Below are 19,324 nucleotides of genomic sequence, written 5' to 3' on the forward strand. Positions count from 1 at the left end.
CTTGTCAATGGCCAGGATGCTGACGCGCCGCAGCGACGCGGAGGGTTGGGTAAACATCATTGTCATTGTTCTTATAGGGTAGAGTGGTCAATCACCGGCTGGATCGTCTTATTTTTTGGCGATGGTGTCCAGCCCGATGCACCGCGCTGGTTCTTCGCGGGCTAACCCACGAAGGAGGCGGTACAGGTTTACCCTCAAGGCGCCGGGTTCGGCTGCTGCTGGTGAATTGCCTCGATCGCCGCCAGCAGCTCATCGCTCAGCTTCAGCTCCAGGCTCGCCAGGTTGCTGTCCAGCTGCGCGAGGTTGGTCGCGCCAATGATGTTACTGGTCACGAATGGCTGCCGGGTGACGAATGCCAGGGCCATCTGCGCCGGGTCCAGGCCGTGCTCGTCGGCCAGCTGCACATAACGGCTACAGGCGGCCACGGTCTGCGGGTTGGAATAGCGGGCAAAGCGGCTGAACAGGGTCAGGCGTGCATTGGCTGGCCGCGCACCGTTCTCGTACTTGCCCGAGAGCATGCCGAAGGCCAGCGGCGAGTAGGCCAGCAGGCCGCACTGCTCGCGGATAGCCACTTCCGCCAGGCCCACTTCGAAACTGCGGTTGAGCAGGTTGTACGGGTTCTGGATCGACACCGCCCGCGGCCAGCCACGGCTTTCGGCCAACTGCAGGAACTTCATGGTACCCCACGGTGTTTCGTTGGACAGGCCGATGTGGCGGATCTTGCCGGCGCGCACCTGCTCGTCGAGCACCTCGAGGGTTTCTTCCAGCGGGGTGAAGTGGTCCTGTGGCAGGTGCTGGTAGCCCAGCTTGCCGAAGAAGTTGGTGCTGCGCTCCGGCCAGTGCAACTGGTACAGGTCGATGCGGTCGGTGTGCAGGCGCTTGAGGCTCTCGTCCAGCGCCGCGACGATGTGCTGGCGGTTGTGCTTGAGCTGGCCGTCGCGAATGTGGCTGATGCCGTTGCCCGGGCCCGCAACCTTGCTGGCCAGCACCCAGTCGTCGCGATCGCCCCTGGCGCGGAACCAGTTGCCGATGATGCGCTCGGTAGCGGCGTAGGTTTCGGGGCGGGGCGGCACCGGGTACATTTCGGCGGTGTCGATGAAGTTGACCCCGGCGGCCTTGGCCCGGGCGATCTGCTCGAAGGCCTCGGCCTGGTCATTCTGTTCGCCCCAGGTCATGGTGCCCAGGCACAGGGCGCTGACGTTGAGGTCGGTACGGCCGAGCTGGCGGTATTCCATCGGGTAGACACTCCTTGGCAATGAAAGCTCATCAAAGCAGGTTGAAAAATTTCGCGCAATCTGGATAATTCGGCCCCTCTCCGTGTGGCGGAAGTGATGCACCACCACGCAGGAAGAACCCCGTCGAACGTTGGCGTGCCTGACCCGAGCCCCCAAAAGCGTCAGTGTTCGGCTGCGCGCTTGCCCTTGGCAAGCTGTGCACTATCCAGTAAGATTCGCCGTCTATTTTTCGCTGGGCGGCCTCTGAGGCTTTAGAGAATGAAAACTTTTACTGCTAAACCGGAAACAGTAAAGCGCGAGTGGTTCGTAGTCGACGCCGCTGGCCAGACCCTGGGTCGTCTGGCTACCGAAATCGCTAGCCGTCTGCGTGGCAAACACAAGCCAGAATACACCCCTCACGTTGACACCGGCGACTACATCGTCGTTATCAACGCCGAGCAGGTTCGTGTGACTGGTGCCAAGTCTTCCGACAAGATGTACTACTCCCACTCCGGTTTCCCGGGCGGTATCAAGGAAATCAACTTCGAGAAGTTGATCGCCAAGGCCCCTGAGCGTGTTATCGAAACTGCGGTCAAAGGCATGCTGCCGAAGAACCCGCTGGGTCGCGACATGTACCGCAAGCTGAAAGTGTACGCGGGTGCTGCTCACCCACACACTGCTCAGCAGCCTCAAGAACTGAAGATCTAACGGGATAGTTCATTATGTCGGCGACTCAAAACTACGGCACTGGCCGTCGCAAGACCGCAACCGCTCGCGTATTCCTGCGTCCGGGTACTGGTAACATTTCCATCAACAACCGTTCTCTGGACGTGTTCTTCGGTCGTGAAACCGCTCGCATGGTTGTTCGTCAGCCGCTCGAGCTGACCGAAACCGTCGAGAAGTTCGACATCTACGTCACCGTTTCCGGTGGTGGTGTCAGCGGTCAGGCCGGTGCGATCCGTCACGGTATCACCCGCGCTCTGATGGAATACGACGAAACCCTGCGTGGCGCTCTGCGTCGTGCTGGCTACGTCACCCGCGACGCTCGTGAAGTCGAGCGTAAGAAAGTGGGTCTGCGTAAAGCGCGTAAGCGTCCTCAGTACTCCAAGCGTTAATACCGCTTCGGCAGTCGAAAAAAGCCCGGTTCCTTGGAACCGGGCTTTTTTTATGTCTTGAACTAACCTGTCAGCATGTCAGTGACCACTTGTCGCATAGACACAGATCAAGCAAAGCGTGGGTAGTCGCACCGGGCCGAGGTAATCACCTTGTCAGTGTGTGGATTTGTTTCTTACCATGGCGGCCAATTTTTAGTGCCACTGACACAACCTAAGTACAGGTCTGGTTCAACAGGCCAAGCAAGCTGATGGGAGAGGACTGAATGAGCAATGACGGCGTCAACGCAGGCCGGCGCCGCTTCCTCGTAGCCGCGACATCCGTAGTCGGGGCGGCGGGGGCAGTGGGGGCTGCGGTACCGTTCGTGGGGTCATGGTTTCCCAGTGCCAAGGCGAAAGCCGCAGGTGCACCGGTGAAGGTCAATATTGCCAAGGTCGAGGCCGGGCAGCAGATGGTGGCCGAGTGGCGGGGGCAGCCGGTATTCATCGTGCGGCGAACGGAGGAAATCCTCGGCAACCTGAAAAAAGTTGCCGGTGATCTCGCCGACCCTGAGTCCAAGGCTTCGGTGCAGCCGACCTACGTTGACCCGCAGGTTCGTTCGATCAAGCCGGAAATCCTTATCCTCGTCGGTTTGTGTACACACCTCGGCTGCTCACCGACCTTCCGCCCGGAAGTCGCGCCTGCAGACCTTGGCCCGAAATGGGTTGGTGGCTATTTCTGCCCATGCCACGGCTCCCACTATGACCTGGCTGGTCGTGTCTACAAGTCGCAGCCGGCACCTCTCAACCTGCCCGTGCCACCGCACTCTTACGAGTCGGACGAGATCGTCGTCATCGGCGTTGACCAGGAGAACGCATGATGAGCAAGTTCATGGACTGGATTGATGCTCGCTTCCCTGCCACCAAGATGTGGGAAGACCACCTGAGCAAGTATTACGCACCCAAGAACTTCAACTTCCTGTACTTCTTTGGCTCCCTCGCGTTGCTGGTGCTGGTCAACCAGATCGTCACTGGTGTGTGGCTGACCATGAGTTTCACCCCCTCGGCGGAAGAGGCATTCGCCTCGGTCGAGTACATCATGCGTGACGTGGAATACGGCTGGATCCTGCGCTACCTGCACTCCACCGGTGCCTCGGCGTTCTTCATCGTGGTCTACCTGCACATGTTCCGCGGCCTGCTCTACGGCTCCTACCAGAAGCCGCGCGAGCTGGTATGGCTGTTCGGCATGCTGATCTACCTGGCATTGATGGCTGAAGCCTTCATGGGTTACTTGCTGCCGTGGGGCCAGATGTCCTACTGGGGCGCCCAGGTGATCATCTCGCTGTTCGGTGCCATCCCGGTGATCGGTGACGACCTCACCCAATGGATCCGCGGTGACTACCTGATTTCCGGCATTACCCTGAACCGCTTCTTCGCCCTGCACGTCGTCGCCCTGCCGATCGTGATCCTCGGCCTGGTGGTGTTGCATATTCTGGCCTTGCACGAAGTGGGCTCGAACAACCCCGATGGCGTCGACATCAAGAAGAAGAAAGATGAAAACGGCATCCCGCTGGACGGCATTCCGTTCCACCCTTACTACACCGTCAAGGACATTGTCGGCGTGGTGGTATTCCTCTTCGTGTTCTGCGCCGTGGTGTTCTTCTTCCCGGAAATGGGCGGTTATTTCCTGGAGAAACCAAACTTCGAGCAGGCCAACGCCTTCAAGACCCCTGAGCACATTGCGCCTGTGTGGTACTTCACGCCGTTCTACGCGATCCTGCGTGCAGTGCCTGACAAGCTGATGGGCGTAATCGCCATGGGCGCGGCCATTGCCGTGTTGTTCGTGCTGCCCTGGCTCGACCGCAGCCCGGTGCGCTCCATGCGCTACAAGGGCTGGATCAGCAAGCTCTTCCTGCTGGTGTTCTGCATAGCCTTCGTCATCCTCGGCGTGCTGGGCGTACTGGCGCCGACACCTGGGCGTACCTTGCTGTCGCAGGTGTGCACAGTGTTGTACTTCGCCTACTTCCTGCTGATGCCGTTCTATACAAGGCTCGAGAAGACCAAACCGGTTCCGGAAAGGGTGACTGGCTGATGAAAAAGTTGATTGCAGTATTTTTGCTGGCAGTGATGCCTGCCTTTTCCTTCGCGGCCGAAACCGGCCTGGAGCTGGACAAGGTCGACATCGACCTGAGCGACAAGGCCGCCATGCAGGATGGTGCGCGGACCTTCGCCAACTATTGCATGGGTTGCCACAGTGCCAAGTTCCAACGTTACGAGCGAGTCGCCGATGACTTGGGCATCCCCCACGAACTGATGCTCGAGAAGCTGGTGTTCACCGGTGCCAAGATTGGTGACCACATGCAGATTGGCATGAAGCCCAGTGACGCCAAGACCTGGTTCGGTGCCGCACCGCCCGACCTGACCCTGGTGGCCCGGGTGCGTGGCACCGACTGGCTGTACACTTACCTGCGCAGCTTCTATGAGGACCCGTCGCGGCCGTACGGGGTGAACAACAAGGTGTTCCCGAACGTGGGCATGCCCAACGTGCTGGTCGGCCTGCAAGGAAACCAGGTGATCGGTTGCAAGCAGGTGCAGACCATGACCGATGGCAAGAAGCAGTTCGACCCGTTGACCGGCAGCCCGATCACCCATGAAGCCTGCGACCAGCTGACCATTACGCCGAATTCCGGTACCCTGACGACCGAGCAGTTCGACGAGAAGGTCAAGAACCTGGTGACCTTCCTGGCCTATTCGGCCAACCCGGTCAAACTGGAAAGCCAGCGCATCGGTACCTACGTGTTGCTGTACCTGGCTTTCTTCTTCGTATTCGCCTATTTGCTCAAGCGTGAATACTGGAAGGACGTGCACTGATCACGCAGTAGTTTCTGGTTGTTGAACGCGCCCGTGGAGGCCAGGCAGAACTGCCTGGCCTCCACGGGCGCGTTTTCATTTACAGTTCCACAAGCATCCCGTGCGAGGAGGCGCTACATGGGCGCAACCAACAGGTTAGCCTGCTATTCCGACCCCGCTGATCACTATTCTCATCGGGTACGCCTCGTGCTGGCCGAGAAGGGTATCAGCGTGCAGGTCATCGATGTCGATCCTGGCCGCCTGCCGCCCAAGCTGGTCGAGGTGAACCCCTACGCAAGCGTGCCGACCCTGGTCGACCGTGACTTGGCGTTGTACGAATCGAGCGTTGTGATGGAATACCTCGAGGAGCGTTACCCGCATCCGCCGCTGATGCCGGTATACCCGGTGGCGCGCGGCAACAGCCGTTTGCTGATGCACCGCATACAGCGCGACTGGTGCGCCCTGGCCGATACCGTGCTCGATCCGCGCAGCAGCGAGGCTGCCCGTGCCGAGGCGCGCAAGGCCTTGCGCGAAAGCCTGACCGGGGTCTCGCCGTTGTTCGGCGAGTTCGCCTGCTTCATGAGCGAGGAGCAAAGCCTGGTCGATTGTTGTCTATTGCCCATACTCTGGCGTTTGCCGGTTTTGGGTATCGAGTTGCCGCGGCAAGCCAAGCCGTTGCTGGATTACATGGAGCGGCAGTTCGCCCGCGAGCCTTTCCAGGCGAGCCTGTCCTCCGTAGAACGTGAAATGCGCAAGCTTTAAGGAGCCGTTGATGAACTCCAGTCGCCCCTATCTGGTTCGAGCACTGTACGAGTGGATCGTCGACAACGATTGCACCCCCCATATGCTGGTAAACGCCGAATACCCGAAAGTCCAGGTGCCAGACGGTTTCGCCAGTGATGGCCAGATTGTCCTGAATATCTCACCGAACGCCGTGCGCAACCTGCACATGGACAATGACGCTGTCAGCTTCGAAGGCCGTTTCAGTGGCGTGTCCCATTCGTTGTTCGTGCCGTCTGGCGCCATCCTGGGCATCTATGCCCGAGAGAATGGCCAGGGCATGGTCTTCGAACTGGAGCCGTCGCAGGATGACATGCTCGACGACGAGGATGATGTGCAACCGGATGATGACGGCCCACCGGAGGGGGGCGGGCAACCACCGCGCCCGAGCGGCCGGCCAAGCCTCAAAGTGGTCAAGTAATGAAAAAGGCGACCTGTCCAGGTCGCCTTTTTTTTGCCGCCGATAACGGATTACAGGTCGCTGATGGTGCGAACCTGGTCCTTGTTGATGCGGGTGCGCTTGCCGTCGAGCTGCTGGAACTCGTAGAAACCGGTATCGGCGTCGTATTCCGGTACGTCGACCGTCTGGATTTCCCGGCCGTCGTTGAGGGTGATCTGGCTTGGGGTTGAGCAGCCGGCCAGGGTGGCGAAGGTGGCGATCAGCAAGGCAGGCAGCAGAAGCTTTTTCATGCGGTGTTTCCTGGATATCTGAAAGGGGTGGAGCATGGTTGCCTGCCATGGCCCAATCGCAGGCGTGCCAACGAACAGGGCCATGGCAGGCAATGAATCAGTCGATGTACTCGAACAGCTTGACGATCTTCTGCACGCCCGACACGCCCTGCACCACGGCGGTGGCCGAGTTGGCCTCCTGCTGGGTGACCAGGCCGAGCAGGTAGACGATACCGTTTTCGGTAATGACCTTGATGCGCGAGCTGGGCACGGCATTGTCGGTCAGCATCTGGGCCTTGATCTTGGTAGTCAGCCAGGCGTCATTGTTGCGCGCCAGGATGGAGGAGGGCTGCATCACCTGCAGCTCGTTGTGCACTTTCTTCACCCGCTGGACCTGGCTGGCGGTTTGCTCGGCGAGGCTCTTGAGGTCGGCGCGCGGGGTCTGGCCTGCCAACAGGACGATGCCGTTGTAGCTGGTGACGACGATGTGCGAGCCCTTGTCCAGGTCGGGGCTGGCCTTGGCGATGTTGACCGAGGCCTTGGTTTCGATCAGCGAATCGTCGATCTTGCTGCCGATGGTGCGCGTGCCGCGGTCGTCTTCAATCGGCGAATTGCGGGCAGAGGTCAGTACCGAGCTGCAACCGGTAATGCTCAGGCACAGGGTCAGGGCCATCAGGCCGAGGCGCATAGGGGTCATTCTTCACTCCCGAACAGTTGGCTGTCGATCAGGTCACACAGGCAATGGATCGCCAGCAGGTGGACTTCCTGGATACGCGCGGTAACCGTAGAAGGTACACGGATTTCCACGTCCTCGGGCAGCAGCAGCGAAGCCATGCCGCCGCCGTCGCGGCCAGTCAATGCTACGACAATCATCTCGCGGTCATGTGCGGCCTGGATCGCCTGGATCACGTTGGCCGAGTTGCCGCTGGTAGAGATTGCCAGCAGAACGTCGCCGGGCTGGCCCAGGGCGCGGATCTGCTTGGAAAAGACCTCGTTATAGCTGTAGTCGTTGGCAATCGAGGTCAGGGTCGAGCTGTCGGTGGTCAGCGCGATCGCCGGCAGGCTCGGGCGCTCGCGCTCGAAACGGTTGAGCAGCTCCGAGGAAAAGTGCTGGGCATCACCGGCCGAGCCGCCGTTCCCGCAAGCGAGCATCTTGCCCTCGTTGAGCAGCGCGTTGACCATGACCAGGCTGGCCTGCTCGATGTGCGGTGCCAGGATGTCCATTGCCTGTTGCTTGGTATCGATGCTGGCCTGGAACAGCCGGCGAATTCGGGATTGCATGTCCATCTGGTGACCTTAAGTAGGGCGGTGGCCGGCGCGACGCGCAACAAGGACCAGCCCGCGAAACATAGAGCAAAAAAAACGAAGTGGGTTCAGCATTCGAAGGCGTTTTTCAGCCATTGCAGCGGCGTGCCTGCGTGGTGGCTACCCTGCAGGGCGACTACATCGAAGCGGCAGGGCTGGTTGCCCCAGTGGGCCTCCTGCTGCAGGAACAGGCTGGCGGCGAGCACCAACCGTTTCTGCTTGCGCCCGTCGATACTGCCGAGGGCGCCACCGAAGCCCGCGTGCAACCGGTAGCGGACTTCGACGAATACTACTGTATCGGCGTCGAGCATGACCAGATCAAGCTCACCGCCTTTGCATCGCCAGTTACGCGCCAGCAGTTGCAGACCCTGCCCTTGAAGGTACTCAAGGGCCTGGGTTTCTGCCGCCTGACCGGCGCTGGTGGGCGATGCTGCAGCCATCAGCGAGGGGTGTCAGGCAGGCGCTTGACCTGGCCACCGGCAAACTCGGCCCAAGGCAGCTGACGCTCGACACGCTGGTTGGCGTTCATGCTCAGGCTGCCCGAAAGGCCCATAACCCGGTTGTCCGGCAGTGCTTTCAGCTGGCCCAGGCGCGGCGCCAGGCTGTAGGCATCGACGCCCATGGCATACAGACGACCCAGGCTGCCGGCAGCTTGCGGCCACTGCTGCACCACCTGCTGGCGCAGGCTGTTGCTGGTGTCGAGCAACCACGGCGTTTCGCAGAAGCGGATGCCGTTCATGTCGTTGTACTGGTTGACGTCGCCGCTGGCGCTGTACAGGTTCGAGGTGGCGTAGACCGGCACGTCACCGGCGTACTGGAAGTTCAGCGTCGGCTTGATCTGCTGCGCCTGTTGCGGGGTCGAGGCGAGGAAGATGAAGTCGATGTCCTGACGGCGCGACGGTTGTGCAGCAATGCTGCCCCCTATCGTGCTTTGCAGGCTCTTGGCGCGGCCTTCGCTCTGACGCAGCTGGAACAGGTCGGCAATCTGCTGGGCCAGTGCGACTGGCTGGGCGATGCGCTCGGCGGCAAGCAGGGTGCCGCCGTTGCCTTCCCATTCCTGGCGGAAGGCGGCCAGGACGCGGTCACCCCATTCGCCGCTCGGTACCAGGGCCACGGCGCGCATCATGCCATCGGCGCGGGCGCGGCGTGCCACTTCGCGGGCTTCGTCTTCAGCCGCCAGGCCGAACTGGAACAGCTGCGGCGGCGCCTTTTGCCCGGCGTCGGCGTAGTTCAGCGCCAGGGTGGTGATCGGCAGTTGCGGTTTGCTGGCCAGTTGCTTGACCAGCGGCTTTTCCAGCGGGCCGATGACCAGTTGTACACCAGCGGCCTGGGCCTGGCGGTAGAAGTCGTCGAGCGAGCCGATGCGCGAGCTGTCGAACACCTGCACCGTCGGTGCTGGCTGGCCGGCTTGCTGGGCCTGGAAGTGCGCCGCCATGAAGCCGTCACGCAGGGCGCGGGCGACACCGGCCAGCGGGCCATCCTGGGGCAGCAGCAGGGCGATCTTGGTCAGCGGCTGGCTGGCCAGCTCCTTGAGCTTGGTCAGCGCCAGTGGCAGTTGCTGCGCGGCAGGGTGGCCCGGGTGCTGCTTGACCCAGGTGTCGATAGCGGCCTGTTGCTGTTCCAGGGTGCCGGCGCTTTTCACCGCGAAGGCCAGGCTGGCCCAGCCGGCCAGGGTCTGGTCATTGCCTGGCTGCTGCAGTTGCTCTGCCGGCAGCGAAGCGACCAGGGCCCAGATGGCGTCGTGGTTGGCGCTGGCGGCCTGGCCGCTGAGCAGCGGCGCCAGCAGCACGCGCTGCTGCGCGGCGGCCAGGGCCTGGCCATCGGCTTCCAGGGCGGCGGCGTGCACACTGTAGGTGCGCACTTGTTGTTCTTCCGGCAGCTCGGCGACGCGCTGCAGGCTGGGGTGGGCCAGGGCTGCAAGGGCGGCCTTGGGCTGGTTGCGGCTCATGGCCAGCTCGGCGCCGAGGGTACTGGCAAATACCTGCTGGGCCGGTTTGAGTGTGTCCAGTGGCACCTGCTCGAGGATGCGTGCGGCGCGTGGGAAGTCCTTCTGCTTGTAGGCCAGGTCCGCCGCGCTCAGGCGCAACAGAGCTGCGTCTTCCGCGGACTTGCTGGAAGCGGCCTTTTCGAGCAGTTGCTCGATGCTGGCGTCCGGGGTGCGTGGCAGTTCGCCCAGGCTGGATGAGGGCGAGCTGGCGCAGGCTGCCAGCAGGGCAGCAAGGCAGAGGGCTGTGAACAGCCGCAGGCAAGCGATCATGTAAAGGTCCTGTTACTCGATCAAGGTGGCCGGCAATTGTACCCAAGCGTTGGCCGGGGCGCGATGTCGCCGTGTCGATCCTTCACTATAGGCGCCCAGCCAACGGCCGCCGGCGAAGTTCTTTGCGCCCTGTTGCAGGCGCTCGGGCTACAATGGCGGCTTTGATCCGGACGACAGGTGTGCGCAGTGACTGATGTGGCAGGGGCTTCGAAATCCACCGTGGGGACGCTTTATGTGGTCGCAACCCCCATCGGCAACCTCGACGACATGAGCGCCCGGGCGCTGAAAGTGCTGGCGGACGTGGCCCTGATCGCGGCCGAAGATACCCGTCATTCGATTCGCCTGCTGCAGCACTTCGGCATCGACACGCCGCTGGCGGCCTGCCATGAACACAACGAGCGCGACGAGGGCGGGCGTTTTCTCGCCAAGCTGCTGGCCGGCGAGAATGTGGCACTGGTTTCCGATGCGGGTACCCCGCTGATTTCCGACCCCGGCTATCACCTGGTGCGCCAGGCGCGCGCGGCAGGGGTGAACGTGGTGCCGGTACCGGGCGCCTGCGCGCTGATCGCCGCATTGTCGGCCGCCGGCCTGCCGTCGGACCGCTTCATCTTCGAAGGCTTCCTGCCGGCCAAGGCGGCGGGGCGCCGGGCGCGCCTGGAGCAAGTAAAGGAAGAGCCGCGCACGCTGATCTTCTATGAGGCCCCGCACCGTATTCTGGAATGCCTTGAGGACATGGAGGCGGTATTCGGTGGCGAGCGCCCGGCGTTGCTGGCGCGCGAGCTGACCAAGACCTTCGAGACGCTCAAGGGCTTGCCCCTGGCCGAGCTGCGGGCGTTCGTGGCCGGCGACGGCAACCAGCAGCGCGGCGAGTGCGTGGTGCTGGTCGGGGGTTGGAGTGCGCCGGAGGGTGAGCAGGCGATCAGTGCCGAGGCGCAGCGCGTGCTTGGGCTGCTGCTGGCCGAGTTGCCGCTCAAGCGGGCGGCGGCGCTGGCTGCGGAAATAACCGGGGTGCGCAAGAACCTGCTGTATCAATTTGCCCTGGAAAAGCAGAAGGCTGAGTAGTGGCGCTTTGATATAAGTGCCGGTATTGCTTGTTCTTGGGCGCGCGTGCCGTTAATCTTGACGGCGGAGAGTCGATCGGACAGTCGCTGCCTGTTTTTGTTCCGCAAGAGCAGGGGGAGGAAAGTCCGGGCTCCACAGGGCAGAGTGCCAGGTAACGCCTGGGAGGCGCGAGCCTACGGAAAGTGCCACAGAAAATAACCGCCTAAGCACTTCGGTGCCGGTAAGGGTGAAAAGGTGCGGTAAGAGCGCACCGCACGGCTGGCAACAGTACGTGGCTAGGTAAACCCCACTCGGAGCAAGACCAAATAGGGTTCCATCAGGCGTGGCCCGCGTCGGAACCGGGTAGGTTGCTAGAGGCGTCCAGCGATGGCCGTCGTAGAGGAATGACTGTCCTCGACAAAACCCGGCTTACAGATCGACTCTCCACCTTCCTTCCCTGCTTGATTCGATAGCAGACGCTCTCTGGTAATACCGAAAAGATCTTACTCTTCATAAATTACTTTAACTTCGAACTCCATGGGTTTGTGTGGGTTTGATTTTTCTTGTGTTTTTTTCTCCTCGGCAGTCGTTCCCCCTTCCTTTAATGCGCTAAATCTCGGTCCTGTAAGGCTTTTCCTTCCGAACGTGCCTTGACGGTGCTGCGGGCGGATTCCTATAGTGTGCGCAAGTGGCAGAAAGTGGGATGAAGTGGGTTTTCTGGCACAAAAAAGATAACATTGTGGGGAATCGCAGCCGTGTTCCGCGGAGCCAACGCCGTCAGCCTCGATGCCAAGGGACGTCTCGCCATGCCGAGCCGGTACCGTGACGAGCTCGATTCGCGTTGCAATGGTCAGCTGATCGTGACCATCGACGCCGTTGACCCCTGCTTGTGTGTTTATCCCCTCGATGAGTGGGAACAGATAGAAGCCAAGTTGCGTGCCTTGCCATCGTTGCGTGAGGAAAACCGCCGCCTGCAGCGTTTGCTGATCGGTAACGCGGTTGACCTGGAGCTCGATGGCAGCGGGCGTTTCCTGGTGCCGCCCCGTTTGCGTGAGTACGCCAGGCTCGACAAGAAGGCGATGCTGGTGGGGCAACTGAACAAATTCCAGCTGTGGGATGAAGATGCCTGGAACGCGGTTTCGGCAGCCGACCTTGCAGCTATTCAACAACCGGGCGCCATGCCCGACGAATTGCGTGACCTGATCCTGTGACCATAGATAGCGGCTTCAACCACATTACCGTCCTGCTCGACGAGGCTGTCGAGGCATTGGCCCTGCGCGCCGACGGTTGCTATCTGGACGGCACTTTCGGCCGTGGCGGACACAGCCGGCTGATTCTCAGCAAGCTCGGGCCGCAAGGGCGGCTGCTGGGGTTCGACAAGGATCCACAGGCGATTGCCACCGGGCAAGCGCTGGCGGCCGAAGACGGCCGCTTTGTCATTGTGCAGCGCAGCTTTGCCGAGCTGGGCGCGGAAGTGGCCGAGCGCGGCCTGCATGGCAAGGTCAGCGGCGTTTTGCTGGACCTGGGCGTGTCATCGCCGCAGCTGGATGACCCCGAGCGCGGCTTCAGCTTCCTCAATGATGGCCCGCTGGACATGCGCATGAACCCGGACCAGGGCATCAGCGCTGCCGAATTCATCGCCACGGCACCTGAAGAAGAAATTGCCCGGGTATTCAAGGAATACGGCGAAGAGCGTTTCGCCAAACGCATGGCCCGCGCCGTGGTACTGCGCCGCGAACAGCAGCCGTTTACCCGCACCGGCGATCTCGCCGAAGTGCTGAAAGTGGCCAACCCGGCCTGGGAGAAGGGCAAGAACCCGGCGACCCGCGCATTCCAGGGCCTGCGCATTCACGTCAATAACGAACTCGGTGACCTCGAGGCAGGCCTGGAGGCCGCGATCGATGCGCTGGAAGTGGGCGGCCGCCTGGCGGTGATCAGCTTCCATTCGCTGGAAGACCGCATCGTCAAACTGTTCATGCGCAAGCTGGCCAAGGGCGAGGCCGACAACCTGCCGCGCAACCTGCCGGTGCAGCACAAGGTCTTCGAACCGAAAATCAGGCTCATCGGCAAGGCCCAGTTCGCCTCCGACGCCGAGCTCAAGGCCAACCCGCGGGCGCGTAGCGCCGTCATGCGGGTGGCGGAGAAGCTGCGGTGAGCAGGTTGTTTGCCAAACCCTTGCCAGGCGGAAGCTTCCTGATGCTTCTGCTGTTCGTTGCCGTGCTGATTTCGGCCATCGCCGTGTCCTACAGCGCGCATTGGAACCGTCAGTTGCTCAATACCCTGTACGGCGAGCTGAACGAGCGCGACAAGGCGCAGGCCGAGTGGGGCCGGCTAATCCTCGAGCAAAGTACTTGGACGGCTGCCAGCCGTATCGAAAGCCTGGCTTCCGAACAGCTGAAGATGCGCGTGCCCTCCGCTGACGAAGTACGGATGGTGGCGCCATGATGAAGCTCGAAGGCGCACTGTACCCGTGGCGCTTCCGCGTGGTGATCGGCTTGCTGGCGATTATGGTCGGTGCCATCTGCTGGCGCATCATCGACCTGCAGGTGGTCGACCGTGACTTCCTCAAGGGCCAGGGCGACGCACGCAGCCTGCGTCATATTCCCATCCCGGCACACCGCGGCCTGATCACCGACCGTAACGGCGAACCACTGGCGGTCAGTACTCCGGTCACCACCCTGTGGGCCAACCCCAAGGAAATGCAGGCCTCCAAGGATCGCTGGCCACAGCTGGCCGCTGCATTGGGCCAGAACCCGCAACAACTGGCCCAGCGCCTGACCCAGCAGGCCAGCAAAGAGTTCATCTACCTGGTCCGGGGCCTGACTCCGGAGCAGGGCCAGCACGTGCTCGACCTGAAAGTACCGGGCGTGTACGGCCTGGAGGAATTCCGCCGCTTCTATCCGGCCGGTGATGTCACTGCCCATATGGTCGGCTTCACCGACCTCGACGACCACGGTCGTGAAGGGGTGGAGCTGGCCTATGACGAGTGGCTGGCTGGAGTGCCCGGCAAACGGCAAGTGATCAAGGACCGGCGCGGCCGGCTGATCAAGGACATCCAGGTAACCAAGAACGCCAAGGCCGGAAAGACCTTGGCGTTGTCGATAGACCTGCGCCTGCAGTACCTGGCCACTCGCGAATTGCGCAATGCCATTGCCGAGCAGGACGCCAAGGCCGGCAGCCTGGTGATCATGGACGTGAAGACCGGCGAGGTCCTGGCCATGGTCAACCAGCCAACCTACAACCCTAACAACCGCCGCAGCATGTTCCCGGCCGCCATGCGTAACCGGGCGATCATCGACGTGTTCGAACCGGGCTCCACGGTCAAGCCGATTTCCATGAGTGCGGCGCTGCAGAGTGGCCGCTGGAAACCGACCGACAAGGTCGAGGTATACCCGGGCAGCCTGCAGATCGGTCGCTACACCATCAAGGACGTGTCCAAGAGCGAGGGGCCGATCCTCGACCTGACCGGCATCCTGATCAACTCCAGTAACGTCGGCATGAGCAAGATCGCCTTCGACATCGGTGGCGAGGCTATCTACCGGGTCATGTCCCAGGTCGGCCTGGGCCAGTACACAGGCCTTGGCTTCCCTGGCGAGCGCGTCGGCAACCTGCCCAACCACCGTGAGTGGCGCAAGGCCGAGACCGCGACCCTGTCCTATGGCTATGGCGTGTCGGTAACCGCCCTGCAACTGGTGCATGCCTACGCGGCGCTGGCCAACGACGGCAAGATGGTGCCGCTGTCGATCCTCAAGGTCGACAAGGCGCCGGAAGCTGTGCAGGCCATTCCGAAGGAAACCGCCGAAACCATCCAGGGCATGCTGCAGCAGGTGATCGAAGCGCCGCGCGGCGTGTTCCGCGCCCAGGTGCCGTTCTACCACGTGGCCGGCAAGTCCGGTACCGCGCGCAAGGCGACCGTGGGTTCCAAGGGTTACACCGAGAACGCCTACCGCTCGCTGTTCGCTGGCTTCGGGCCGATGAGCGACCCACGCTACGCGATCGTCGTGGTCATCGACGAACCGGGCAAGGGCGGCTACTTCGGTGGCCTGGTTTCGGCGCCGGTGTTCAGCAAGGTCATGTCCGGCACCCTGCGCCTGATGAACGTGCCGCCGGACAACCTGCCGCCACCAGCCCCCGTCGAACAACCGCAAGTCACTGCCGCAGCAGCCGCCAAGGGAGGGCGTGGATGATGACAATGCCATTGAGCAAGCTTTTCGCCCACGCCAGCCGTGACCCGCTGATCCGTGAATTGACCCTGGACAGCCGCAACGTGCGCCCAGGTGACCTGTTCCTGGCTGTGCCGGGGGCCAAGGTCGATGGCCGCGAGCATATCGCTGATGCCCTGGCCCGTGGCGCTGCCGCCGTGGCCTATGAGGAGCAGGGCGCCAACGTGCTGCCGCTGACCGAGGTGCCGCTGATTCCGGTCAAAGGCCTGATCGCCCAGCTGTCGGACATCGCCGGTCGCTTCTATGGCGAACCGAGCCGCCAGCTGGACCTGGTGGGCGTGACCGGCACTAACGGCAAGACCAGCGTCACCCAGCTGGTGGCCCAGGCCCTTGACCTGCTCGGCCAGCGATGCGGCCTGATCGGCACCCTGGGTACCGGCTTCTACGGTGAACTGCAGAGCGGTCGCCTGACCACGCCGGACCCGATCGCCGTGCAGTCGACGCTCAACGACCTGAAAAAGGCTGGTGCCAAGGCTGTGGCCATGGAGGTTTCCTCCCACGCCCTGGAGCAGGGCCGTGTCGCCGCGCTGGAGTTCGACATCGCGGTGATGACCAATCTGTCCCGCGACCACCTCGACTACCACGGCAGCATGGAGGCCTACGAGGCCGCCAAGGCCAAGTTGTTCGCCTGGCCAAGCCTGCGCTGCCAGGTGGTCAACCTGGACGACGCCTTCGGCCGCCGGTTGGCCGACGACTTTGCCCGGCGGTCGAGTTTCGACCATATCGAGACCCGCTTGCTCAGTTACAGCCTGGAAAACCCGGACGCCTCGCTGTTCTGCCGGGAAGCGCTGTTCACTGACGATGGCGTGCGGGCCACCCTGGTCACTGCCCAGGGCGAGCGTACCTTGCGCAGCCAGCTGCTGGGCCGCTTCAACCTCAGCAACATGCTCGCCGCCGTGGCCACCCTGCTGGCGCTGGACTATGCGCTGGACGAAATCCTCAAGGTTACCCCGCAACTGCAGGGGCCGGTAGGCCGCATGCAACGCCTGGGCGGTGGTGACAAGCCGCTGGTGGTGGTTGACTACGCGCACACGCCGGACGCCCTGGAGAAAGTGCTTGAAGCCCTGCGCCCGCACGCGCACGGCAAGCTGCTGTGCCTGTTCGGCTGCGGTGGTGACCGTGACCGCGGCAAGCGCCCGCTGATGGCCGAAGTGGCCGAGCGCCTGGCCGACCGCGTGCTGGTCACCGATGACAACCCGCGCAGCGAAGACCCGCTGCGTATCTTCGACGACATCCGCCCCGGTTTTGCCAAGCCAGGCGCAGTCGAGTTCATTGCCGGTCGTGGCGAAGCCATCGCGCACCTGATCGCCACGGCGGCTGCCGACGACGTGCTCGTGCTGGCGGGCAAGGGGCACGAGGATTACCAGGAGATCAATGGCCAGCGCCATGCGTTCTCCGACCTGATCGAAGCCGAGAAGGCACTTGCAGCCTGGGAGGCGCCACATGCTTAAGCCGATGTCACTCAGCCAGCTGGCCACAGCACTGGGTGGTCAGCAAATGGGTGCAGACGCGACGTTCACCGGCGTCAGTATCGACAGCCGTAGTGTCAGCGTCGGGCAACTGTTCGTCGCCCTGGCCGGCCCGCGTTTCGATGGCCATGACTACCTGGCCGATGTGAAGGCCAAGGGCGCCGTGGCGGCGCTGGTCGAGCGCGAAGTGGCCGATGTCGACCTGCCGCAGCTACTGGTCGCCGACTGCCGCCTGGCCCTTGGCCGGCTTGGCGCGCTGAACCGTGCAGGCTTCGACAAGCCGGTGGTGGCCATTACCGGTTCCAGCGGCAAGACCACGGTCAAGGAGATGCTGGCCAGCATCCTGCGTACCCGTGGCCTGGTACACGCAACCCGGGGCAACCTCAACAACGACCTCGGCGCGCCGCTGACCCTGCTGGAAATTGCCCCCGAGCACAGCGCCGCAGTGATCGAGCTGGGCGCTTCGCGGATTGGCGAGATCCGCTACACCGTCGGTCTGACCCAGCCCCAGGTGGTCATCATCAACAACGCCGGTACCGCCCACGTCGGCGAGTTCGGCGGCCCGGAGAAGATCGTCGAAGCCAAGGGCGAAATCCTCGAAGGCCTGGGCGATGGCGGTACTGCGATCCTCAACCTGGCGGACAAGGCGTTCGATATCTGGCGCAAGCGCGCCGGCAACCACCGGATTGTCAGCTTTGCCCTGGACAACCCGCAGGCCGACTTCCACGCCAGCGACATCGGTCGTGACGCCCGTGGCTGCCCATCGTTCACCTTGCACGGGCCGGACGGCAGCGTGCCGGTGCAACTGAACCTGCTGGGCACGCATAACGTCAGCAACGCACTCGCCGCTGCCGCCGCAGCGCATGCCGTTGGTCTGAGCCTGAGCGGTATCGCCGCCGGCCTGGCTGCCGTTCAACCGGTCAAGGGCCGTACCGTAGCGCAGATTGCAGCGAACGGTGTGCGGGTGATCGACGACAGTTACAACGCAAATCCCACCTCCATGTGCGCGGCCATTGATATACTCGCCGGCTTTTCCGGGCGCACCGTTCTGGTGCTTGGGGATATCGGCGAACTGGGGCAATGGGCGGAAGAAGGCCACCGTCAGGTGGGCGATTACGCGCGAGGCAAGGTCGACGTCCTTTATGCAGTGGGGGCCAACATGGCCCATGCGGTAAAGGCATTCGGCGCCAATGGGCACCATTTCGCTACTCAAGCTGAGCTGATCGACGCCGTCAGGGCCGAGAATGCCAGCGACACCACTATCTTGATCAAGGGCTCGCGCAGCGCTGCGATGGAAAACGTCGTGGCGGCATTGTGCGGTGCCAGCGGGGAGAAACATTAATGCTGCTGCTGTTGGCCGAGTATCTGCAACAGTTCCACAAAGGCTTCGCGGTCTTCCAGTACCTGTCCCTGCGCGGGATCCTTGGTGTACTGACCGCGTTGTCGCTGGCGCTGTGGCTGGGGCCGTGGATGATCCGTACCCTGCAAATTCGCCAGATCGGCCAGGCCGTACGTAACGACGGCCCGCAATCGCACCTGTCCAAATCCGGTACCCCGACCATGGGTGGCGCGCTGATCCTGTCCGCCATTGCCGTCAGCACCCTGCTGTGGGCCGACCTGACCAACCGTTATGTGTGGGTGGTGCTGATCGTGACCCTGGCCTTCGGTGCCATCGGCTGGGTCGACGACTACCGCAAGGTGATCGAGAAGAACTCGCGGGGCCTGCCAAGCCGCTGGAAGTATTTCTGGCAGTCGGTGTTTGGCCTGGCTGCAGCCGTGTTCCTGTACAAGACTGCGCCGACCAGCGTCGAGACCACGCTGATCCTGCCGTTCATCAAGGACGTCACCATTCCACTGGGCATCGGCTTCGTCGTGCTGACCTACTTCGTCATCGTCGGCTCGAGCAACGCGGTCAACCTCACCGATGGCCTCGACGGTCTGGCGATCATGCCGACGGTCATGGTCGGCGGCGCCCTGGGCATCTTCTGCTACCTGTCGGGTAACGTGAAGTTCGCCGAATACCTGCTGATCCCCTACGTGCCGGGCTCCGGCGAGCTGATCGTGTTCTGCGGCGCACTGATCGGTGCCGGCCTGGGCTTCCTGTGGTTCAACACCTACCCGGCCCAGGTGTTCATGGGGGACGTCGGCGCACTGGCGCTGGGCGCCGCGCTGGGCACCATCGCCGTGATCGTCCGCCAGGAAATCGTGCTGTTCATCATGGGCGGCGTGTTCGTCATGGAAACCCTGTCGGTGGTGATCCAGGTCGCCTCCTTCAAGCTGACCGGCAAACGCGTGTTCCGCATGGCGCCGATCCACCACCATTTTGAACTCAAGGGCTGGCCGGAACCACGGGTGATCGTCCGCTTCTGGATCATCACCGTGATCCTGGTGCTGATCGGCCTTGCAACCCTGAAACTGAGGTAGA

General features: G+C 62.5%; 21 protein-coding genes and 1 other RNA gene. 16 read left to right on the forward strand and 6 right to left on the reverse strand.

Annotated features, from left to right (window positions below):
• Positions 1-194: 194 nt before the first annotated feature.
• The gene (locus ACVWZT_RS13265; RefSeq protein ID WP_457469708.1) at positions 195-1,235 is read right to left on the reverse strand and encodes an NADP(H)-dependent aldo-keto reductase; all 1,041 of its coding nucleotides are present in this window, start codon (positions 1,233-1,235) and stop codon (positions 195-197) included.
• 258 nt (positions 1,236-1,493) lie between these two features.
• Between ACVWZT_RS13265 and rplM the strand changes: the two genes are divergently transcribed.
• The 7 genes from rplM (at position 1,494) to ACVWZT_RS13300 (ending at position 6,356) form a co-directional block, all read left to right on the forward strand.
• The gene (rplM, locus tag ACVWZT_RS13270) at positions 1,494-1,922 is read left to right on the forward strand and encodes a 50S ribosomal protein L13 (protein WP_003260798.1); all 429 of its coding nucleotides are present in this window, start codon (positions 1,494-1,496) and stop codon (positions 1,920-1,922) included.
• Between the two features lie 14 nt (positions 1,923-1,936).
• Positions 1,937-2,329 carry a 30S ribosomal protein S9 gene (rpsI, locus tag ACVWZT_RS13275; protein ID WP_003260797.1) on the forward strand — a complete coding sequence of 131 codons (393 nt, stop codon included), beginning with the start codon at positions 1,937-1,939 and terminating at the stop codon, positions 2,327-2,329.
• A gap of 263 nt (positions 2,330-2,592) precedes the next feature.
• Complete coding sequence (gene petA / locus ACVWZT_RS13280) at positions 2,593-3,186, forward strand: ubiquinol-cytochrome c reductase iron-sulfur subunit (protein WP_225779171.1); 594 nt, start codon at positions 2,593-2,595, stop codon at positions 3,184-3,186.
• Entirely contained in the window at positions 3,186-4,397 is a 1,212-nt protein-coding gene (locus tag ACVWZT_RS13285; RefSeq protein WP_296233286.1) for a cytochrome b, read from the forward strand. Before petA ends, ACVWZT_RS13285 begins: the two co-directional genes overlap by 1 nt.
• Entirely contained in the window at positions 4,397-5,176 is a 780-nt protein-coding gene (locus tag ACVWZT_RS13290; RefSeq protein WP_296233284.1) for a cytochrome c1, read from the forward strand. Before ACVWZT_RS13285 ends, ACVWZT_RS13290 begins: the two co-directional genes overlap by 1 nt.
• 117 nt (positions 5,177-5,293) lie before the next feature.
• Entirely contained in the window at positions 5,294-5,917 is a 624-nt protein-coding gene (locus ACVWZT_RS13295; RefSeq protein ID WP_296234193.1) for a glutathione S-transferase N-terminal domain-containing protein, read from the forward strand.
• Positions 5,918-5,927: 10 nt separating this feature from the next.
• Positions 5,928-6,356, forward strand: coding sequence for a ClpXP protease specificity-enhancing factor (locus tag ACVWZT_RS13300; RefSeq protein WP_296234192.1), 429 nt, complete (start codon positions 5,928-5,930; stop codon positions 6,354-6,356).
• A gap of 50 nt (positions 6,357-6,406) precedes the next feature.
• Here the strand turns inward: ACVWZT_RS13300 and ACVWZT_RS13305 are convergent, their stop codons facing one another.
• The 5 genes from ACVWZT_RS13305 to ACVWZT_RS13325 form a co-directional block, all read right to left on the reverse strand.
• On the reverse strand, positions 6,407-6,625 hold the full coding sequence (locus ACVWZT_RS13305) for a YgdI/YgdR family lipoprotein (RefSeq protein ID WP_457469710.1): 219 nt from the start codon (positions 6,623-6,625) through the stop codon (positions 6,407-6,409).
• A 97-nt stretch (positions 6,626-6,722) separates the two neighbouring features.
• A complete protein-coding gene (locus tag ACVWZT_RS13310) occupies positions 6,723-7,301 on the reverse strand; it encodes a BON domain-containing protein (protein ID WP_296234191.1) in 579 nt (192 codons plus the stop codon).
• Complete coding sequence (locus tag ACVWZT_RS13315) at positions 7,298-7,891, reverse strand: phosphoheptose isomerase (RefSeq protein WP_012274070.1); 594 nt, start codon at positions 7,889-7,891, stop codon at positions 7,298-7,300. Before ACVWZT_RS13315 ends, ACVWZT_RS13310 begins: the two co-directional genes overlap by 4 nt.
• Before the next feature lie 86 nt (positions 7,892-7,977).
• Positions 7,978-8,349: a YraN family protein gene (locus ACVWZT_RS13320; protein WP_457469712.1), complete on the reverse strand. Its 372-nt coding sequence runs from the start codon at positions 8,347-8,349 to the stop codon at positions 7,978-7,980.
• Positions 8,349-10,166: a penicillin-binding protein activator gene (locus tag ACVWZT_RS13325; RefSeq protein WP_296234185.1), complete on the reverse strand. Its 1,818-nt coding sequence runs from the start codon at positions 10,164-10,166 to the stop codon at positions 8,349-8,351. The genes ACVWZT_RS13320 and ACVWZT_RS13325 overlap by 1 nt, the downstream gene beginning before the upstream one ends.
• Positions 10,167-10,352: 186 nt before the next feature.
• Between ACVWZT_RS13325 and rsmI the strand changes: the two genes are divergently transcribed.
• From rsmI to mraY, 9 genes are all read left to right on the forward strand, one after another.
• Entirely contained in the window at positions 10,353-11,228 is an 876-nt protein-coding gene (gene rsmI / locus ACVWZT_RS13330) for a 16S rRNA (cytidine(1402)-2'-O)-methyltransferase (RefSeq protein WP_457469714.1), read from the forward strand.
• Positions 11,229-11,295: 67 nt separating this feature from the next.
• Positions 11,296-11,655: RNase P RNA component class A (gene rnpB / locus ACVWZT_RS13335), an RNA gene on the forward strand.
• A 307-nt stretch (positions 11,656-11,962) separates the two neighbouring features.
• Positions 11,963-12,418, forward strand: coding sequence for a division/cell wall cluster transcriptional repressor MraZ (gene mraZ, locus ACVWZT_RS13340; protein ID WP_029612140.1), 456 nt, complete (start codon positions 11,963-11,965; stop codon positions 12,416-12,418).
• The gene (rsmH, locus tag ACVWZT_RS13345; RefSeq protein ID WP_414707215.1) at positions 12,415-13,362 is read left to right on the forward strand and encodes a 16S rRNA (cytosine(1402)-N(4))-methyltransferase RsmH; all 948 of its coding nucleotides are present in this window, start codon (positions 12,415-12,417) and stop codon (positions 13,360-13,362) included. The genes mraZ and rsmH overlap by 4 nt, the downstream gene beginning before the upstream one ends.
• Positions 13,359-13,652, forward strand: a complete 294-nt coding sequence (gene ftsL / locus ACVWZT_RS13350) for a cell division protein FtsL (protein ID WP_144171173.1) — start codon at positions 13,359-13,361, stop codon at positions 13,650-13,652. The genes rsmH and ftsL overlap by 4 nt, the downstream gene beginning before the upstream one ends.
• On the forward strand, positions 13,652-15,394 hold the full coding sequence (locus ACVWZT_RS13355; RefSeq protein WP_296234201.1) for a peptidoglycan D,D-transpeptidase FtsI family protein: 1,743 nt from the start codon (positions 13,652-13,654) through the stop codon (positions 15,392-15,394). The genes ftsL and ACVWZT_RS13355 overlap by 1 nt, the downstream gene beginning before the upstream one ends.
• Positions 15,391-16,881: a UDP-N-acetylmuramoyl-L-alanyl-D-glutamate--2,6-diaminopimelate ligase gene (locus ACVWZT_RS13360; protein ID WP_414707214.1), complete on the forward strand. Its 1,491-nt coding sequence runs from the start codon at positions 15,391-15,393 to the stop codon at positions 16,879-16,881. The genes ACVWZT_RS13355 and ACVWZT_RS13360 overlap by 4 nt, the downstream gene beginning before the upstream one ends.
• Entirely contained in the window at positions 16,874-18,241 is a 1,368-nt protein-coding gene (locus tag ACVWZT_RS13365; RefSeq protein WP_296234180.1) for a UDP-N-acetylmuramoyl-tripeptide--D-alanyl-D-alanine ligase, read from the forward strand. Before ACVWZT_RS13360 ends, ACVWZT_RS13365 begins: the two co-directional genes overlap by 8 nt.
• Complete coding sequence (gene mraY / locus ACVWZT_RS13370) at positions 18,241-19,323, forward strand: phospho-N-acetylmuramoyl-pentapeptide-transferase (protein WP_015271711.1); 1,083 nt, start codon at positions 18,241-18,243, stop codon at positions 19,321-19,323. Before ACVWZT_RS13365 ends, mraY begins: the two co-directional genes overlap by 1 nt.
• The last annotated feature ends 1 nt before the right edge of the window (position 19,324 follow it).

Source organism: Pseudomonas sp. TE21394 (assembly GCF_054057835.1).

What these genes read in the sequence shown, in the direction of transcription:
- ACVWZT_RS13265 (WP_457469708.1), bottom strand. Translation starts at nt 1,235, where the DNA reads ATGGAATACCGCCAGCTCGGCCGTACCGACCTCAACGTCAGCGCCCTG.
- rplM (WP_003260798.1), top strand. Translation starts at nt 1,494, where the DNA reads ATGAAAACTTTTACTGCTAAACCGGAAACAGTAAAGCGCGAGTGGTTC.
- rpsI (WP_003260797.1), top strand. Translation starts at nt 1,937, where the DNA reads ATGTCGGCGACTCAAAACTACGGCACTGGCCGTCGCAAGACCGCAACC.
- petA (WP_225779171.1), top strand. Translation starts at nt 2,593, where the DNA reads ATGAGCAATGACGGCGTCAACGCAGGCCGGCGCCGCTTCCTCGTAGCC.
- ACVWZT_RS13285 (WP_296233286.1), top strand. Translation starts at nt 3,186, where the DNA reads ATGAGCAAGTTCATGGACTGGATTGATGCTCGCTTCCCTGCCACCAAG.
- ACVWZT_RS13290 (WP_296233284.1), top strand. Translation starts at nt 4,397, where the DNA reads ATGAAAAAGTTGATTGCAGTATTTTTGCTGGCAGTGATGCCTGCCTTT.
- ACVWZT_RS13295 (WP_296234193.1), top strand. Translation starts at nt 5,294, where the DNA reads ATGGGCGCAACCAACAGGTTAGCCTGCTATTCCGACCCCGCTGATCAC.
- ACVWZT_RS13300 (WP_296234192.1), top strand. Translation starts at nt 5,928, where the DNA reads ATGAACTCCAGTCGCCCCTATCTGGTTCGAGCACTGTACGAGTGGATC.
- ACVWZT_RS13305 (WP_457469710.1), bottom strand. Translation starts at nt 6,625, where the DNA reads ATGAAAAAGCTTCTGCTGCCTGCCTTGCTGATCGCCACCTTCGCCACC.
- ACVWZT_RS13310 (WP_296234191.1), bottom strand. Translation starts at nt 7,301, where the DNA reads ATGACCCCTATGCGCCTCGGCCTGATGGCCCTGACCCTGTGCCTGAGC.
- ACVWZT_RS13315 (WP_012274070.1), bottom strand. Translation starts at nt 7,891, where the DNA reads ATGGACATGCAATCCCGAATTCGCCGGCTGTTCCAGGCCAGCATCGAT.
- ACVWZT_RS13320 (WP_457469712.1), bottom strand. Translation starts at nt 8,349, where the DNA reads ATGGCTGCAGCATCGCCCACCAGCGCCGGTCAGGCGGCAGAAACCCAG.
- ACVWZT_RS13325 (WP_296234185.1), bottom strand. Translation starts at nt 10,166, where the DNA reads ATGATCGCTTGCCTGCGGCTGTTCACAGCCCTCTGCCTTGCTGCCCTG.
- ACVWZT_RS13355 (WP_296234201.1), top strand. Translation starts at nt 13,652, where the DNA reads ATGAAGCTCGAAGGCGCACTGTACCCGTGGCGCTTCCGCGTGGTGATC.
- ACVWZT_RS13360 (WP_414707214.1), top strand. Translation starts at nt 15,391, where the DNA reads ATGATGACAATGCCATTGAGCAAGCTTTTCGCCCACGCCAGCCGTGAC.
- ACVWZT_RS13365 (WP_296234180.1), top strand. Translation starts at nt 16,874, where the DNA reads ATGCTTAAGCCGATGTCACTCAGCCAGCTGGCCACAGCACTGGGTGGT.
- mraY (WP_015271711.1), top strand. Translation starts at nt 18,241, where the DNA reads ATGCTGCTGCTGTTGGCCGAGTATCTGCAACAGTTCCACAAAGGCTTC.